Below are 13831 nucleotides of genomic sequence, written 5' to 3'. Positions count from 1 at the left end.
CATGTCTCTGCTCGAAGTGGACGACCTCTCCGTCACCTTCGCCCGGCGCGGTCAGCGCACCGTGCACGCCGTCGACGGGGTCTCCTTCTCGGTCGACGCCGGTGAGGTGGTCGGCCTGGTCGGCGAGTCCGGCTGCGGCAAGAGCGTCACCTCGCTGGCCATCATGGGTCTGCTGCCCAAGCAGCCCGGCCTGCGGGTCGGCGGCAAGGCGGTCTTCGACGGCACCGACCTGCTCCAGCTCGACGACCGGTCCCGGCGGGACATCCGCGGCCGGGACATCGCGATGATCTTCCAGGACCCGCTCAGCTCGCTGAACCCGGTCGTTCCGATCGGCCTGCAGGTGACCGAGGTGCTCGCCCGGCACCGCGGGATGAAGGGCGAGGCGGCGGCCAAGGAGGCGGCGGCGCTGCTGGACCGGGTCGGCATCCCGGACCCGAAGCGGCGGCTGAAGGAGTACCCGCACCAGCTCTCCGGCGGCATGCGCCAGCGCGCCCTGATCGCCATGGCGGTGGCCTGCAAGCCCCGGCTGCTGATCGCCGACGAGCCGACCACCGCGCTGGACGTCACCATCCAGGCGCAGATCCTGGAGCTGCTCAAGGAGCTGGTCCGGGACTCCGGCACCGCGCTGGTGATGATCACGCACGACCTGGGCGTGGTCGCCGGCATGTGCGACACCATCAACGTGCTCTACGCCGGCCGGGTGGTGGAGACGGCCCGCCGCCGTCCGCTGTTCCGCGAGCCGCGGCACCCGTACACGGTGGGGCTGCTCGGCTCGGTGCCGCGGCTGGACGCCGGGCGCGGCGAGCGGCTGAACCCGATCCCCGGCTCGGTCCGCGACGTGCTGCCCTGGCCGGACGGCTGCGCCTTCGCGCCGCGCTGCGCCCGGCGGATCGACGCCTGCGTCGGCGAGCCGCCCGAGCTGGTGCTCGCCCACGACGGCCGTAGCTACCGGTGCGTCAACCCGGCGCCGCTGCCCGGCGTCGAACCGGGCCAGGAGGTCCGCGGCGCGGTGCCCACGGAGGCCCGGCCCGGCTCCGTGCCGGCGCAGGCCGTCCCGAACGACCCGCCGGCGGTGCAGGGCTTCGGCCCCGCGCCGCGGGAGGAGGAGAAGCCGTGACCGACACCGACATCCTCGTCGACGTACGCGACCTGAAGGTGCACTTCCCGATCAAGCGGGGGGTGCTCTTCGACCGGACGATCGGCCACGTGAAGGCGGTCGACGGGGTCGACCTGCGGATCCCGCGCGGGAAGACGTACGGCCTGGTCGGCGAGTCCGGCTGCGGCAAGTCGACGCTCGGCCGGGCGCTGCTCCAGCTCACCCCGCCCACCCACGGCGAGGTCGACTTCGACGGCGTGGAGCTGACCAGGCTGCCGGCGGGCAAGCTGCGATCGATGCGCCGGCGGATGCAGATGATCTTCCAGGACCCGATGTCCAGCCTGGACCCACGGCAGAACGTCGAGTCGATCCTCACCGAGGGCCTGCAGGCCCACGGGATCGGCGCCGACCGCGACGAGCGGCGCAAGATCATCAGCGAGACGCTGGACAAGGTCGGGCTGCCCCGCTGGGCGCTCTCCCGCTACCCGCACGAGTTCTCCGGCGGCCAGCGGCAGCGCATCGGCATCGCCCGGGCCCTGGTGCTCGGGCCCGAGCTGATCGTCGCCGACGAGCCGGTCTCCGCCCTGGACGTCTCGATCCAGGCCCAGGTGGTGAACCTGCTCGACGAACTCCAGGACAGCCTCGGCCTGACCTACCTGGTGATCGCGCACGACCTGGCGGTGGTGCGGCACATCTCCGACACGGTCGGCGTGATGTACCTGGGCGCGCTGGTCGAGGAGGCGCCGAGCGACCGGCTCTACACCGAGCCGCTGCACCCGTACACCCGGGCGCTGATGTCGGCGGTGCCGGTGCCGGACCCGGACGTGGAGGACCGGCGGGAGCGGATCCTGCTCGCCGGCGACCTGCCCTCGCCGGCCAACCCGCCGTCGGGCTGCCGGTTCCACACCCGGTGCCCGTGGGCGCAGCCGACCCGCTGCGCCGACGAGCGCCCGGCGCTGCGGGAGATCGGCGGCAGCCGGGTGGCCTGCCACTTCGCCGAGCAGATCGCCAGCGGGGAACTGCGCCCGCACAAGGTCGAGGTGCAGATCGTCCGCCCGGAGGACGAGGGCGAGGCGCCGGGTGTGGTCTCCGCCCCCAGCGAGCCCGGTTCGTACGTCTGACGTCGCCGGCGTGCCGCGGCGGCACGCTCGCGGCGAGCATGCGGAAGCCCGGGTCGGCCGCGACCCGGGCTTCTTCGTGTGCCGGCCCGAACGTGCCCGGCCGGCGGCGGGTCGGGCGGGTCAGCCCTCCGGGCGGTTGAGCAGGGCGACCGCTATCGCGTGCACGGCATCCAGGCCGGCCGGGTCGGCCAGCGGGGCACGGCCGCCGGTCACCACGTACCACTCGTCGGCGTCCTTGTACTGCACCCGCAGGGTCACCTGGCCGTCGGCGTACTCGGTGCGCAGGGTCAGCTCGCCGGTGACCACGCCGACCTCGTCGGTCATCACGCCACCCGGGCCGGGCACGACGTCGGCCGTCCGCTCCTGGGCGGCGGTGCTCGCCGCGTTCGCGTCGGCGGCCATGCCGGCACCCGGCGCGGCGGCGGACGGCGCGTCCGGGCTGTCCGCGCTCATCCCGGCCCCCGGCACCGCCGGGGCGGTCGCGCCGTCGGCGGTCATGCCGGCCGTGGTCGCCCGGTCCCCGGTCACGGGTTGCTCGCCCATGTGCAGTCCTCCAACATGTCGGTCAGGGCGGCCTTCTCGGCGCTGGTCACCGTGAGCCCCCAGTGGTGCTTGACCCGTACCCAGTCCGCGGCGTACTGGCACCAGTACGACCGGTTCGCCGGCTTCCACTGCGACGGGTCCTGGTCACCCTTTGCCCGGTTGGAGGTCGCGGAAACCGCGATCAGCTGCGGCCGGTCGAGGTCGTTTGCGAAGTCGCCGCGTTTCGCGTCGTCCCACTCGTCGGCACCGGAGCGCCAGGCGTTGGCCAGCGGCACCATGTGGTCGATGTCCACGTCGGACGGGTCGCTGAGCGCCCGGCCGTCGTACGCGCTCTCCCACCGGCCGCCGACCACGTTGCAGCCGGAGAGCTTGATGTTCTCGCCGTCCCGCTTCAGCACGTTGTCCCGCACGTCGCAGTTCTTGCCGGTGTCCCGCCAGTGCGGGAAGCGGTTGCGGCTGTAGCCCTTCATCGAGCCGGCGCCGGCCACCGTCAACTGCCCGAGCAGCTGCGCCGGGTTGCCGCCGGCGGTCGGCGACGGGGTCTGCTCCGGCTCGTCGAGTGACACGCAGCCGGCGACGCCGAGCGCCAGCGCCGCGGCGAGCACGGCCGTCACCCCGGCGCGCGGTCCTGATCTGGTACGCACAGACGACACCTCTCCAGCTTGCGGGCTTCCGGCGATCCCGCACAGTACCTGGGCCGGGTTTCGGCGTTTCGTGGCGTCTGGAGAATGGCGCGAGGCAGATTGGTCGGATGACCGAAACCGCTCCCGCGCTCCGCCTCGGCACCGCCGCCGGCCGGGGCACGCTGCTCGCGGCGGTGCTCGCCTCCGGCATGGTCTTCCTCGACAGCACCGTGGTCAACGTGGCGCTGCCCCGGCTCGGGGCCGACCTCGACGCCACCGTGTCGGGTCTGCAATGGACGATCAACGGTTACCTGCTGACGCTCGCCGCGTTCGTGCTGCTCGGCGGGGCGCTCGGGGACCGGTTCGGGCGGCGGCGGGTCTTCCTGCTCGGGGTGGCCTGGTTCACCCTGGCCTCGCTGCTCTGCGGGCTGGCCCAGGAGACGTCGTGGCTGGTGGCGGCCCGGTTCCTCCAGGGCGTCGGGGGCGCCCTGCTCACCCCGGGCTCGCTGTCGGTGCTCCAGGCCAGCTTCCACCCGGACGACCGGGGCCGGGCGATCGGCGCCTGGTCCGGGCTCTCCGGCGTGTCGACCGCGCTCGGCCCGTTCGTCGGCGGCTGGCTGATCGACGCGCTCTCCTGGCGGTGGATCTTCTTCCTGAACGCGCCGCTGGCCGTCCTGGTGGTGCTGGCCGCGCTGCGTTGGGTGCCGGAGAGCCGGGACGAGAACGCCTCCCGCACCGAGGGGCCGGGCCGGCGGCGCCGGCGCTTCGACGTGCTGGGCGCGCTGCTCGGCGCGCTCGCCCTGGCCGGCGTCACGTACGCCCTGATCGACGCCCCGGCGCGCGGCCTGGATTCGCCGCCGGTGCTGGTCGCGGCGCTGCTCGGGGTGGCCGGCACGGTGGTGTTCGTGCTGGTCGAGCGGCGCCGCGGGGACACCGCCATGCTGCCAACCGGGCTGTTCGGCAGCCGGCTCTTCTCGGTGCTGAACGTCTTCACCGTGGTGGTCTACGCCGCGCTCGGCGGTTTCACCTTCTTCTTCTCCGTCTACCTGCAGAACGTGGTCGACTGGTCGGCGTTCCGAACCGGGATCGCGCTGCTGCCGATGACCCTGCTGCTGATGGTGGGTAGCGCCCGGGCCGGAGCGCTGGCCGCCCGGATCGGCCCGCGGCTGCCGCTGCTCGTCGGACCGCTGGTCGCCGCGGCCGGCCTGCTGCTGCTGCGCGGGGTCGGCCCGGGCGCGTCGTACTGGCGGGACGTGCTGCCCGGGGTGGTGCTGTTCGGGGCGGGGCTGACCCTGGTGGTGGCGCCGCTGACCGCGTCGGTGCTGGCCGCCGTGGCGGACCGGTTCGCCGGTGTGGCCAGCGGCTTCAACAACGCGGCCGCCCGGGCCGGCGGGTTGCTCGCGGTGGCCGCGCTGCCGCTGCTGGTCGGGCTCTCCGGCAGCGGCTACGAGCAGCGCGGCGAGCTGACCGACGCGTACCGGGGCGCGCTGCTCTGGTGCGCCGGGCTGCTGGCGGCCGGCGCGGTGCTGGCCGGCCTGCTGATCCACCGGCCGCCCCGGGCGGCCCCGCCGGCGCAGCCCTGCCACACCCTGCCGGTGTCCACTCCGCCCGAGCGGCGCGACGGCAGCTCGCGCAGCCGGCCCAGCTGAGCCGGGCCGGCTGCACACGGGCGGACTTGAGCCGCACGGACTTGAGCCGGGCGGACTGAGCGGGAGGGCGCGACTCGGGCGGCGGGCCCCGGCGGACCGGGACCGCCGCCGGATCAGTCGCGGGCGCGGTTGACGGCGCTGGTGACGGCCTTGATCGAGGCGGTGACGATGTTGGCGTCGGTGCCGACGCCCCACACCGTCCGCCCGTCCACCTCGCACTCGACGTACGCGGCGGCCTGCGCGTCCCCACCCGAGGAGAGCGCGTGCTCGTGGTAGTCGAGCACCCGTACCGCCACACCCACCGACTGGAGCGCGTTGACGTACGCGTCGATGGGGCCGTTGCCGACCGCGGTCAGTGACCGCCGCTGCCCGCCGAGACCCACCTGGGCCTCGATCTCGACCTTGCCCTCGGCGGTGCCGATGGCGTAGCCGGCGAGCGTGACCGCCGGGTCCCGCTGGTGGTCGAGCAGGTAGTTCTCGGCGAAGATCTGCCACATCGCGCCCGGCTCGACCTCGCCGCCGGAGTGGTCGGTGACCTGCTGGACCACGCCGGAGAACTCGATCTGGAGCCGGCGCGGCAGGTCGAGCTGGTGCTCGGTCTTCATGATGTACGCGACGCCGCCCTTGCCGGACTGCGAGTTGACCCGGATGACCGCCTCGTAGGTGCGGCCCAGGTCCTTCGGGTCGATCGGCAGGTAGGGCACCGCCCACGGGTGCTCGTCGACCGGCACCCCGGCCGCGGCGGCGTCCGCCGCGAGCGCGTCGAAGCCCTTCTTGATCGCGTCCTGGTGCGAGCCGGAGAAGGCGGTGTAGACCAGGTCGCCCGCGTACGGGTGGCGCTCGTGCACCGGCAGCTGGTTGCAGTACTCGACGGCCCGCTTGATCTCGTCGATGTTGGAGAAGTCGATCATCGGGTCGATGCCCTGGGAGAACAGGTTCAGCCCCAGGGTGACCAGGTCGACGTTGCCGGTGCGCTCGCCGTTGCCGAACAGGCAGCCCTCGATCCGGTCGGCGCCGGCCAGCAGCCCCAGCTCGGCCGCGGCCACTCCGGTGCCCCGGTCGTTGTGCGGGTGCAGGCTCAGCACCAGGCTGTCCCGGCGCGGCAGGTGCCGGTGCATCCACTCGATCGAGTCGGCGTAGACGTTCGGCATCGCCATCTCGACCGTCGCCGGCAGATTGATGATCAGCTTCCGGTCCGGGGTCGGGTCGATCACCTCGATGACCTTGCTGCACACCTCCAGCGCGTACTCCAGCTCGGTGCCGGTGTACGACTCCGGCGAGTACTCGTAGTGGATGTCGGTGTCCGGCGTGTGGATCTCGGCGTACTTCTGGCACAGCCGGGCGCCGGTGGTGGCGATGTCGGTGATGCCGTCGCGGTCCAGGCCGAAGACCACCCGGCGCTGGAGGGTGGAGGTCGAGTTGTAGAAGTGCACGATCGCCCGCTTCGCGCCGCGCAGCGACTCGAAGGTCCGCTCGATCAGGTGCTCCCGGCACTGGGTCAGCACCTGGATGGTCACGTCGTCCGGGATCAGGTCCTGCTCGATCAGCTGCCGGACGAAGTCGTAGTCGGTCTGGCTGGCCGAGGGGAAGCCGACCTCGATCTCCTTGTAGCCCATCTGCACCAGCAGCTGGAACATCCGGCGCTTGCGCTCGGGCGACATCGGGTCGATCAGGGCCTGGTTGCCGTCCCGCAGGTCGACCGCGCACCAGCGCGGCGCGGCCTCGACGTGCCGGGTGGGCCAGGTGCGGTCCGGCAGGTCGAGCCGGAACTGCTGCTGGTAGGGCAGGTAGCGGTGGAACGGCATCCGGCTGGGGCGCTGCCGGGCGATCGGATCGGTCTCAGCGTCGGTGACGGGTTGAGCCATTGGCGTGCTGCTCCCTGGGAACATGTGGCGTCAGCAATCGGAAGGTGTCGGCGCGCGAGGCCGGGCGACGGTGCCCGGTGGGCCGAGAAGAAGTTCGGATGTGCTGGACGGCGCGGTTCAACTCCGCGACGAGGTGCCGGCCGGTCAGGCCTCGTCGCGGCAGCCAAGGAGAAGGAACGCCCGCCACATGACAAGGTCACCCTATGTGGTGGTAGGTGCAGTGGGAAGGCAGGTCCGGATTATGGGACCCGGCTCACTGCCGCCTCGGTGGCCTCCGCGCCCAGCCGTGGCGTCCGCCCCGCCCGCGTCGGCGGTCGGTCGCCCGGCCGTTCAGCCGAGCAGCAGGGCATCGAGTGGCCGCCGGTGGCGCAGACCGGTTTCCCGGGCGAGCAGGTCCGCGGGGAGCGCGCGCGGGTCGCCGAGCCGGCCGACCGCGACCACCACCAGGGGCCGGATCCCGGCGGCCAGATCCAGCTCGGCGGCGAGGTGAGCCTGGTCGAAGCGGATCAGCTGGTGCACGTACAGGCCGAGCGCGGTGGCCTGGACGGTCAGGTGGGCAACCGCCTGACCGAGGTCGTACCCGGCCTGCTCGGGGTCGCCGCCGGTGTGCGCGCCCAGCACCAGTGCGGCGGCGTGCCGCGCCCAGCGCTGGTCGCCGTCCGGGAGGCTCACCAGGATCCGCTTCCAGGTGTCGTCCTCCCGGTGGCCGAGCGCGAACCGCCACGGCTGGGCGTTGTCGGCCGACGGCGCCCAGCGGGCCGCCTCCAGCAGCGACGACGCCTCGGCCGGGGTCAGCTCCGCGGTCGGGTCGAACGAGCGGGGACTCCAGCGGATCGCGAGCAGCGGGGTGAGGTCGGCCATGGGTAGAGCGTCCCCTATGGGCGTTTCACCCCTACCGTCAGGATGGCCAAATGTGGGCAATCGCACCCGTAACGGGATGGAGGTCAGAGCGTTCCGGCGCTCGGGCTGCTCGACGGCTCGGGTGGCGGCGGGGAGGCGGTGCCGAGCGGCTCGCCGTCCACCACCGGCCCGGCCAGCTGCACGGTGGCCGGCGCGGGGGCGGGCGCTCCGGCCAGGACGAGCGTCCCGGACTCCGTCCGTACCGCGGTGGGGGTGCCGTCCTGGTCGTAGCAGTAGATGCCGACGTCCAGCGGCGGGTTGATCGAGGCCGAGGTGCTCTCCACCGCGTAACAGGCGCCGGTGGCGCCGGGCGGCGGAGTGGCCGGGGAGACGGCCAGCGGGGCGCGCCGATCGGTGAGCACGGCCAGCCAGTCGGTGAACGGGTGCTGCACCCGCGGGTCCAGCCGGCGGGGGAGGTTGTCGTCCGGGTCGCCGAGGCGTACGCAGCTCGGCGGCTCGGGCCGGCTGGCCGACGGCAGGGCGCACTGGAAGAGCCCGTCGGCGGTGGCCGCGATCGACACGTCGGCGGTGCCGCCGAGCGCCCCGCCCGGCACGTCCACCCGCCAGGTGCCGTCGTTCGCGCTGGTCACCACGATCGTCCGGTCCGCGGCGTCCGGCGCGCGCAGGGTGTAGCTGGCGATCAGGTGCCGGTCCTGGGCCGCCGCGGCCAGCGCGGCCAGCTCGTCCCGGGCCGCGTCCCGCTCGGCGGGGGCGGGGGCGCTGGACGGAGCGGGCGGCGGCGCCGCCGGCTGGTCGGCGGTGCAGGCGGCGAGGAGGGTCGGCAGGGCCAGCGCGAGCGGGCCGGCCAGGCGTCGGGCCGGGCGGAGGTGGGCGTGCACCCGGTCATTCTGGGCCGCCCGACCGGGCCGTGGGTGCCCGTGTGGCGGCGGACCGTCCGGCGTGTCGCGGGCCACGCCACGGGGCGTCCGCCGGCCGGATCGTGGGATCACCCGACCCGGCGGCGCGGGCCGCCCGATACGCTGGGGGCGTCTGACACGCGCCGCCGGCCCCGGTGCCGGCGGCGTCGGCACGCTCAGGGTCACTGGAGGGAGCGCACCGTCGTGGCACTCGTGGTGCAGAAGTACGGCGGGTCCTCCGTCGCCAACGCCGAGCGGATCAAGCGGGTGGCCGAGCGCATCGTCGCGGCCCGCAAGGCCGGCGACGACGTGGTGGTGGTGGTCTCCGCCATGGGCGACACCACCGACGAGCTGCTCGACCTGGCCAACCAGGTCAGCCCGCTGCCCCCGGGTCGCGAGCTGGACATGCTGCTCACCGCCGGCGAGCGCATCTCGATGGCGCTGCTCGCCATGGCGATCCACAACCTGGGCTACGAGGCCCGCTCGTTCACCGGCTCGCAGGCCGGCGTGATCACCACCTCGGTGCACGGCCGGGCCCGGATCATCGACGTCACCCCCGGTCGGCTCAAGGGCGCGATCGACGAGGGCGCGGTGGTCATCGTGGCCGGCTTTCAGGGCGTCTCGCAGGACACCAAGGACGTCACCACGCTCGGCCGGGGCGGTTCCGACACCACTGCCGTGGCGCTCGCCGCCGCGCTGAACGCGGACGTCTGCGAGATCTACACCGACGTCGACGGGGTGTTCAGCGCCGACCCGCGGATCGTCCCGAACGCCCGGCACATCAAGCAGATCACCTACGAGGAGATGCTCGAACTCGCCGCCTGCGGCGCGAAGGTGCTGCACCTGCGTAGCGTGGAGTACGCCCGCCGGGCGGGGTTGCCGATCCACGTCCGTTCGTCATACTCGACCAACACCGGCACGATGGTCACCGGATCGATGGAGGACCTTCCTGTGGAGCAAGCACTGATCACCGGGGTCGCCCACGACCGCAGCGAAGCCAAGATCACCATCGTCGGGGTGCCGGACGAGCCGGGCGCCGCCGCGCGGATCTTCGACACGGTGGCCGGTGCCGAGATCAACATCGACATGATCGTGCAGAACGTCTCCACCGAGGGCACCGGGCGCACCGACATCTCCTTCACCCTGCCCAAGACCGACGGCCCCACCGCGATGGCCGCGCTCAGCAAGATCCAGGAGTCGGTCAAGTTCAAGGGCCTGCTCTACGACGACCACGTGGGCAAGGTGTCGCTGATCGGCGCCGGCATGCGGTCGCACCCGGGCGTGGCGGCCGGCTTCTTCGCCGCGCTCGGCCAGGCCGGCGTCAACATCGAGATGATCTCCACCTCCGAGATCCGGGTCTCCGTGGTCTGCCGGGACACCGACCTCGACGCCGCCGTGCGCGCCATCCACGACGCCTTCGACCTAGGCGGCGACACCGAAGCCGTGGTCTACGCGGGGACGGGACGGTAGGGCCCGTGGCGCCGCTGCCCACCCTCGCCGTGGTCGGCGCGACCGGGGCCGTCGGCACGGTGATGTGCGAACTGCTCACCGGGCGCAGGAACGTCTGGGGCGAGATCCGGCTGCTCGCCTCCGAACGCTCCGTCGGCAAGGTGGTCCGCTGCCGCGGCGAGGACCTCACCGTCCAGGCGGTCACCCCGGAGGCGTTCGACGGGGTCGACGTGGCTATGTTCGACGTGCCGGACGACGTCTCGGCGCACTGGGCTCCGATCGCGGTCAGCCGCGGCGCGGTCGCCGTGGACAACTCCGGTGCCTTCCGGATGGACCGCGACGTCCCGCTGGTGGTCCCCGAGATCAACCCGGAGCAGGTACGCAACCGGCCCAAGGGGATCATCGCCAACGCCAACTGCACCACCCTCACGATGATCGTCGCGGTCGCCCCGCTGCACCGCGAGTACGGCCTGCGCGAACTGGTGCTCGCCTCGTACCAGGCGGCCTCCGGCGCGGGTCAGGCCGGCGTGGACACGCTGCACGCCCAGCTCGGCAAGATCGCCGGCGACCGGGGGCTCGGATCCCGCCCGGGCGACGTACGCCAGGCGGTCGGCGACGAACTCGGCCCGTTCCCGGCGCCGCTGGCGCTGAACGTGGTGCCCTGGGCCGGCTCGCCGGCCGACGCCGGCTGGTCGTCCGAGGAGCTGAAGCTGCGCAACGAGTCGCGCAAGATCCTCGGGCTGCCCGACCTCAAGGTCTCCGCCACCTGCGTCCGGGTGCCCGTGGTGACCGGCCACTCGGTGGCGGTGCACGCCGTCTTCGCCACCGAGGTCGACGCCGAGGGCGCCCGCGAGGTGCTGCGCAACGCCCCCGGGGTGATCCTGGTCGACGACCCCGCTTCCGGCGAGTTCCCGATGCCGATCGACGCGGTGGGCACCGACCCGTCCTGGGTCGGCCGGATCCGCCGCGCCGTCGACGACCCCCGCGCGCTGGACTTCTTCGTCACCGGCGACAACCTCCGCAAGGGCGCCGCCCTGAACACCGCCCAGATCGCCGAACTCCTCGCCGCCGAGTTCACCCCCCGCTGACCGAGCCCCACCCCCGCCCGCCCGGACCCTGCGCGCAGGTTCGGAGAACGAGTGCCTGTCCGGCGCCTGATGGCCACTCGTTCTCTGAACGTGCGCGGGCGCGCGGCGCGGGGCGCGGGAGGGGAGGGGTGGGTCAGGCGGCGGCGAGGTGGACGCCGTCGCGGCCGTGCCGCTTGACGGCGTAGAGGGCCTGGTCCGCGCGGCGGAGGGTGAGCTCCGGGGACTCGCCGGGGCGGGGCAGGGCGACACCGACGCTGATCGTCCGCCCGGTACGCCGGGCCGCCTCGGTGAGCCGTTCGGCGATCCGGACCGCCTCCTCCGGCCGGTTCACCTCGATCACCGCGACGAACTCGTCGCCGCCGATCCGGTAGAGCTCGTCGCCCTGGCGCAGCGCCCCCTCCAGCGCCCGGGCCAGGCCGACCAGCACCCGGTCGCCCGCCTGGTGGCCGTACGTGTCGTTGACCGTCTTGAAGCCGTCCACGTCGATCGCCAGCAGGGCCGTACGCCCCGGGGTGGCCGCCGCGATCCGCTGGCCGAACGGCCCGGTGTGCCGCAGCCCGGTGAGCGGGTCGGAGCTGGCCTGCTCGCGCAGCCGGGCCAGGGTGCGCAGCCGGTCCAGGCAGCTCCACGCCTGCCCGGCGAGCAGCTCCACCAGGTTCACCGTCGTCGGGTCGGGGCGGAGCAGGCGCTCGTCGGCGACCAGCAGCGCGCCGCCCTCGCCGGCCGGGCCGACCGGCACCACGATCAGGGTGCGTACGCCCGCCCGGACCAGGGGTTCGTGGTCGGCGACCGGCGGGTGCCCCGGCTCGCCGAGGGTGTAGCCGGCGCCGTAGCGGTGGGCGCGGCTGACCATCCGGCCCAGCGCCGCCGGCCCGGCCTCGGCCAGCTCGGCCCGGATCCGCGCCTCCAGCTCGCCCGGGCCGCCGGTCGGCGGGTCGAGTCGGGGTCCGGCGGGACCGGCCAGCACCAGTACGGCGGCGGGTAGCGTCGACACGTCCCGGGCCGCAGTGACGGCGGCGCTCAGCACGTCCCACTCGGTCGGCGCCGAGGTCAGCGCGGCGGCGTGCCGGAGCAGCTTCTCGCTGCGGCTCTCCGCCGGCGGCCCGCCGAGCGCCACGATCCGGGCGCCGAGCCGGGCGGCCAGCCGCTCGGCGGTCTCCCGCCACGGGGCCAGCTCCACCGGGTCGCACCACTGCAGGTCGAGCACGCCGATCGGGCGGCCCGCCGGGTCCAGCACCGGTACGCACACCTCGGCCGTGACGTCGGGGCGTACCGGTAGGTAATCGGGGTCGGCGGCGACGTCCGGGACGACGGCGGTCACGCCGGATTCGTACACCCGGCCGACGATCCCGGTCTGCGGCGGGACGGTCGAGAAGACCTGCCAGGAGCCGGTGGCCGCGACGCAGCGGAGCCGGTCGTGCACCTGCAACAGCACCGAGATGGTGGCCGGCGCGTAGCGGGCCAGCGCGGTGACGGTCCACTGGCACGCCTCGACGGCGGTCGACGCCATGGGGAGGCGGACCGTGACGTCACGGATGACTCGCTGGTGATCCATTCGCACGTCGTTCCAGGTAGGGGTGCTCGGCCCGGGGCCGGGAGGCGCGATCAAGGGTACTCAGCGCGGAGCCGATCCGCCCTTCGCTGAGCTGGGCGGACGGCTTCGTACACATGTGCTATCCACAGGCTGTGGACGCTGGCTGTGGGCCGGGCGGCCCGCGCTGCGCGGGCCGCGACGATAGCGTGGGGGTACCGGTCGAGTGGAGGCACGATGCTCATCGCCCAGCTCAGTGATCCGCACCTGACCACCGGTGTGCTCGGCGCCGAGCCGGCCGCCGGGCTGCACCGCGCGCTCGGCCGGGTGCTGGCGTTGCGTCCCCGGCCGGACTGCGTGGTGATCACCGGGGACCTCGTCGACCACGGCCGCACCGACGAGTACGTCACGCTGCGCGAGGTGATCGGGCGCTTCCCGCTGCCGGTGCACCTGGTCGCCGGCAACCACGACGACCGGGAGTCGCTGCTCGACACCTTCGGCGGTACGCCCCTGCTGGGCGGGGGCTTCTCCGCCTACTACCACGTCGACCACCCGGACGTGACCATCGTGGTGCTGGACTCGCTGGTGCCGGGGTCGGGCGGCGGGCGGTTGGGTGAGGAGCAGCTCGGCTGGCTGGAGGGGGTGCTCGCCGGCCGGCCCGACGCGCCCGCCCTGGTCTGCCTGCACCACCCGCCGATCGACGTCGGGCTGCCCGCCGCCGACGCGGTCCGGCTCGCCGACGGTGACGCCCTCGCCGAGGTGATCGGCCGGCACCCGCACGTGGTCCGGGTGCTCGCCGGCCACCTGCACCGGCCGGTCACGGCCGCCTTCGCCGGTACCGTGCTCACCACCGCGCCCAGCACCTGGCGGCAGGCGTCGCTCACCATGAGCCCCGACGAGCCGATCGGCTGGGTCGCCGAGCCCACCGGCTTCCTGCTGCACCGGGTGGTCGGCGGCGGCTGCGTGACCCACACCGTCGAGGTCAGCCACGCCGCCGGCCTGACCTGCACCTACTGATCCGGGTCCGTCGGTCGACCACACCGACTCCACCGCCCGGCCGGTGCCGGCCATCGGGACGTCCTCGGCCTGATCCGCCGTCCGGTTCGATT

Annotated in this window: 12 protein-coding genes; 6 read left to right on the top strand and 6 right to left on the bottom strand. The window is 73.8% G+C overall.

Annotation, left to right across the window (positions count from 1 at the left end; genetic code table 11):
- Window position 1: 1 nt before the first annotated feature.
- Both GA0070609_RS27535 and GA0070609_RS27530 read left to right on the top strand, forming a co-directional pair.
- Window positions 2-1117, top strand: coding sequence for an ABC transporter ATP-binding protein (locus GA0070609_RS27535; protein ID WP_088996487.1), 1116 nt, complete (start codon window positions 2-4; stop codon window positions 1115-1117).
- On the top strand, window positions 1114-2217 hold the full coding sequence (locus GA0070609_RS27530; protein ID WP_088996486.1) for an ABC transporter ATP-binding protein: 1104 nt from the start codon (window positions 1114-1116) through the stop codon (window positions 2215-2217). Before GA0070609_RS27535 ends, GA0070609_RS27530 begins: the two co-directional genes overlap by 4 nt.
- Window positions 2218-2337: 120 nt before the next feature.
- Here the strand turns inward: GA0070609_RS27530 and GA0070609_RS27525 are convergent, their stop codons facing one another.
- Window positions 2338-2760 carry a hypothetical protein gene (locus GA0070609_RS27525; RefSeq protein ID WP_088996485.1) on the bottom strand — a complete coding sequence of 141 codons (423 nt, stop codon included), beginning with the start codon at window positions 2758-2760 and terminating at the stop codon, window positions 2338-2340.
- Window positions 2742-3404: an HNH endonuclease family protein gene (locus GA0070609_RS27520; protein WP_088996484.1), complete on the bottom strand. Its 663-nt coding sequence runs from the start codon at window positions 3402-3404 to the stop codon at window positions 2742-2744. Before GA0070609_RS27520 ends, GA0070609_RS27525 begins: the two co-directional genes overlap by 19 nt.
- A 107-nt stretch (window positions 3405-3511) precedes the next feature.
- On the opposite strand from GA0070609_RS27520, the gene GA0070609_RS27515 reads away from it, so the two are divergent.
- A complete protein-coding gene (locus GA0070609_RS27515; RefSeq protein WP_088996483.1) occupies window positions 3512-5032 on the top strand; it encodes an MFS transporter in 1521 nt (506 codons plus the stop codon).
- A 113-nt stretch (window positions 5033-5145) separates the two neighbouring features.
- Here GA0070609_RS27515 and leuA read toward each other — a convergent pair whose 3' ends face one another.
- The 3 genes from leuA to GA0070609_RS27500 form a co-directional block, all read right to left on the bottom strand.
- Window positions 5146-6897 carry a 2-isopropylmalate synthase gene (leuA, locus tag GA0070609_RS27510; RefSeq protein ID WP_088996482.1) on the bottom strand — a complete coding sequence of 584 codons (1752 nt, stop codon included), beginning with the start codon at window positions 6895-6897 and terminating at the stop codon, window positions 5146-5148.
- Window positions 6898-7227: 330 nt separating this feature from the next.
- Window positions 7228-7758, bottom strand: a complete 531-nt coding sequence (locus tag GA0070609_RS27505) for a nitroreductase family protein (RefSeq protein WP_088996481.1) — start codon at window positions 7756-7758, stop codon at window positions 7228-7230.
- An 83-nt stretch (window positions 7759-7841) separates the two neighbouring features.
- Window positions 7842-8636: a hypothetical protein gene (locus GA0070609_RS27500; RefSeq protein WP_231928432.1), complete on the bottom strand. Its 795-nt coding sequence runs from the start codon at window positions 8634-8636 to the stop codon at window positions 7842-7844.
- Between the two features lie 222 nt (window positions 8637-8858).
- Here GA0070609_RS27500 and GA0070609_RS27495 point away from each other — a divergent pair, with 222 nt between their 5' ends.
- Together GA0070609_RS27495 and GA0070609_RS27490 are read left to right on the top strand one after the other, a co-directional pair.
- Window positions 8859-10124, top strand: coding sequence for an aspartate kinase (locus GA0070609_RS27495; protein ID WP_088996480.1), 1266 nt, complete (start codon window positions 8859-8861; stop codon window positions 10122-10124).
- Window positions 10125-10129: 5 nt separating this feature from the next.
- Window positions 10130-11191, top strand: coding sequence for an aspartate-semialdehyde dehydrogenase (locus GA0070609_RS27490; RefSeq protein ID WP_088996479.1), 1062 nt, complete (start codon window positions 10130-10132; stop codon window positions 11189-11191).
- Between the two features lie 133 nt (window positions 11192-11324).
- Here the strand turns inward: GA0070609_RS27490 and GA0070609_RS27485 are convergent, their stop codons facing one another.
- The gene (locus tag GA0070609_RS27485; RefSeq protein WP_088996478.1) at window positions 11325-12746 is read right to left on the bottom strand and encodes a GGDEF domain-containing protein; all 1422 of its coding nucleotides are present in this window, start codon (window positions 12744-12746) and stop codon (window positions 11325-11327) included.
- Window positions 12747-12959: 213 nt separating this feature from the next.
- Here GA0070609_RS27485 and GA0070609_RS27480 point away from each other — a divergent pair, with 213 nt between their 5' ends.
- Window positions 12960-13739, top strand: coding sequence for a phosphodiesterase (locus GA0070609_RS27480; RefSeq protein ID WP_088996477.1), 780 nt, complete (start codon window positions 12960-12962; stop codon window positions 13737-13739).
- Window positions 13740-13831: the final 92 nt, after the last annotated feature.

It is taken from the genome of Micromonospora echinaurantiaca (assembly GCF_900090235.1).
Classification (GTDB): domain Bacteria; phylum Actinomycetota; class Actinomycetes; order Mycobacteriales; family Micromonosporaceae; genus Micromonospora; species Micromonospora echinaurantiaca.
This window is presented reverse-complemented; position numbering and strand designations above follow the sequence as displayed.

Excerpts from the sequence above, each read along its gene's own strand:
- GA0070609_RS27525 (WP_088996485.1), bottom strand. The coding sequence starts at position 2,760 with ATGGGCGAGCAACCCGTGACCGGGGACCGGGCGACCACGGCCGGCATG.
- GA0070609_RS27505 (WP_088996481.1), bottom strand. The coding sequence starts at position 7,758 with ATGGCCGACCTCACCCCGCTGCTCGCGATCCGCTGGAGTCCCCGCTCG.
- GA0070609_RS27485 (WP_088996478.1), bottom strand. The coding sequence starts at position 12,746 with ATGGATCACCAGCGAGTCATCCGTGACGTCACGGTCCGCCTCCCCATG.
- leuA (WP_088996482.1), bottom strand. The coding sequence starts at position 6,897 with ATGGCTCAACCCGTCACCGACGCTGAGACCGATCCGATCGCCCGGCAG.
- GA0070609_RS27480 (WP_088996477.1), top strand. The coding sequence starts at position 12,960 with ATGCTCATCGCCCAGCTCAGTGATCCGCACCTGACCACCGGTGTGCTC.
- GA0070609_RS27535 (WP_088996487.1), top strand. The coding sequence starts at position 2 with ATGTCTCTGCTCGAAGTGGACGACCTCTCCGTCACCTTCGCCCGGCGC.
- GA0070609_RS27515 (WP_088996483.1), top strand. The coding sequence starts at position 3,512 with ATGACCGAAACCGCTCCCGCGCTCCGCCTCGGCACCGCCGCCGGCCGG.